The following is a 2290-nucleotide window of genomic DNA, read 5'->3' on the forward strand; positions in this document are numbered from 1 at the left end:
CCCCACCGACGGCCCCACGCTCGCCGCCCTGTTCGAGCGCCAGGTCCTCGCCTCGCCCGACGCGCCCGCCCTCGCGTTCCAGGACACCGTCCTCGACTACGCCGAGCTGAACCGGCGCGCCAACCGGCTCGCCCGGCTGCTCGCCGCCCGCGGCGTCGGACCGGAGGACCGGGTCGCCCTGCTGCTCCCCACCGACGGCCCCACGCTCGCCGCCCTGTTCGAGCGCCAGGTCCTCGCCTCGCCCGACGCGCCCGCCCTCGCGTTCCAGGACACCGTCCTCGACTACGCCGAGCTGAACCGGCGCGCCAACCGGCTCGCCCGGCTGCTCGCCGCCCGCGGCGTCGGACCGGAGGACCGGGTCGCCCTGCTGCTGCCACGCTCCGCCGAGTTCGTCGTCGCGATCCTCGCCGTCGTCAAGGCCGGAGCCGCGTACGTCCCCGTGGACCCGGGCTACCCCGAGGCCCGCATCGCGCACATCCTCGGCGACGCGGCCCCCGTCCGCGTGCTCGTCGACGCCTCCACCGCCGCCGTCGCCGAGGCCGCCGGGCGCACCCCGCTCGCCCTCGACGACCCCGCCGTCACCGCCGAGCTGGCGACGCTCCCCGGCGCCGACCTCTCCGACGCGGACCGCACCGCCCCGCTGACCGCCGCGCACGCCGCGTACGTCATCTACACCTCCGGCTCCACCGGCCGCCCCAAGGGCGTCGTGGTCACCCACGCCGGACTGCCGGGCCTCGCCGACACCTTCGTCCGGCGGCTCGACGTCCGTCCGGGCAGCAGGGTCCTCCAGTTCGCCTCCACGGGCTTCGACGCGATGGTGCCCGAGCTGTGCATGGGCCTGCTCGCCGGAGCGACCTTCGTCCTCGCCCCCGCCGAGCGGCTGCTGCCCGGCGACCCGCTGGCCGCGTTCGCCCGCGAGGCCGGGATCACCCACGCGATCCTGCCGCCGTCGTCGCTGGCCGTCATGGACCCCGCCGCCGACCTGCCCCCGGGCATGACCATCCTCATCGCCGGCGAGGCCGCCGGTGAGGAACTGGTCTCCCGCTGGGCGCCCGGCCGGCTCTTCGTCAACGGCTACGGCCCCACCGAGACCACCGTCTGCGCCACCATGAGCGAGGCCCTCGATGGCTCCCGCACGCCCCCGATCGGCGACCCCATCGCCGAGACCCGCGTGTACGTCCTCGACAGCGCCCTGCTGCCCGTGCCGCCCGGCGTCACCGGCGAGCTGTACGTCGCCGGCCCCAGCCTCGCCCGCGGTTACCTCGGCCGCTCCGCGCTCACCGCCGAGCGGTTCGTCGCCCATCCCTTCGGCCTGCCCGGCGAGCGCATGTACCGCACCGGCGACCTCGTCCGCCAACTCCTCGACGGATCGCTGGAGTTCATCGGACGCGCCGACGAACAGACCAAGATCCGCGGCTACCGCGTCGAGCCCGGCGAGGCCGAGGCCGCCCTGCTGCGCCTGCCCTCCGTGGCCCAGGCCGCCGTGACCGTACGCCGGTCCGCCGACGGCACCCCCGCGCTCGCCGGATACGTCGTCCCCGTGGCCGGCGCGGCGGCCGGACCCGACCCGGCCGCCGTCCGCGACGCGCTCGCCGAGGTCCTGCCCGGCTACCTCGTCCCAGCGACCGTCACCGTCGTCGACGCCATCCCCGTCACGCCCAACGGCAAGGTCGACCACAAGGCCCTGCCCGAACCGGGTCCCGCCGCCACCGGCGCGGGCCGGGAGCCGCGCACCCCGCTCGAACACGCCCTCGCCGCCCTGTTCGCCGACGCCCTCGGCCAGGACGCCGTCCTSGCCGACGACGACTTCTTCGCCTTGGGCGGCCACTCCCTCATGGCCGCCCGCCTCGCCCGCCGGATCTCGGCCGAACTCGGCCGGGACTGCGGCGTCGAGGCCCTCTTCGCCGAGCCCACCGTCCGCCGGCTCGCCGGCCGCCTCGAAAGAGCGACCTCCGAGCGCCCCGCGCTCACCCCCGCGCCCCGCGACGGCGACCTCGCCCTCTCCTACGCCCAGCAGCGCCTGTGGTTCCTCGATCAGCTCGAAGGTCCCAGCGCCGCGTACAACATCCCGCTCGTGCTCACCCTCGACGGCACCCTCGACCGCACCGCACTCGACGCCGCGCTCGGCGACCTCACCGACCGCCACGAGATCCTGCGCACCGTCTACCGCGAGACCGACGGCGTCGCCGCCCAGCACGTCCTGCCCGCCGGCGAGGGCGAAGCGGTGGGCGACGGCGGCGGACAACTCGGCGTCCAGGGTGTCGTCGCTCGCCGTGCGGACGGTGAGCGC

Annotated in this window: 1 protein-coding gene; it reads left to right on the plus strand. The window is 76.4% G+C overall.

Annotation, left to right across the window (positions count from 1 at the left end):
* A partial coding sequence (locus EAO70_RS06100; RefSeq protein ID WP_187283755.1) for a non-ribosomal peptide synthetase occupies positions 1-2290 on the plus strand: 2290 nt, incomplete at both ends.

Source organism: Streptomyces sp. adm13(2018), assembly GCF_008042145.1.
Classification (GTDB): Bacteria; Actinomycetota; Actinomycetes; order Streptomycetales; family Streptomycetaceae; genus Streptomyces.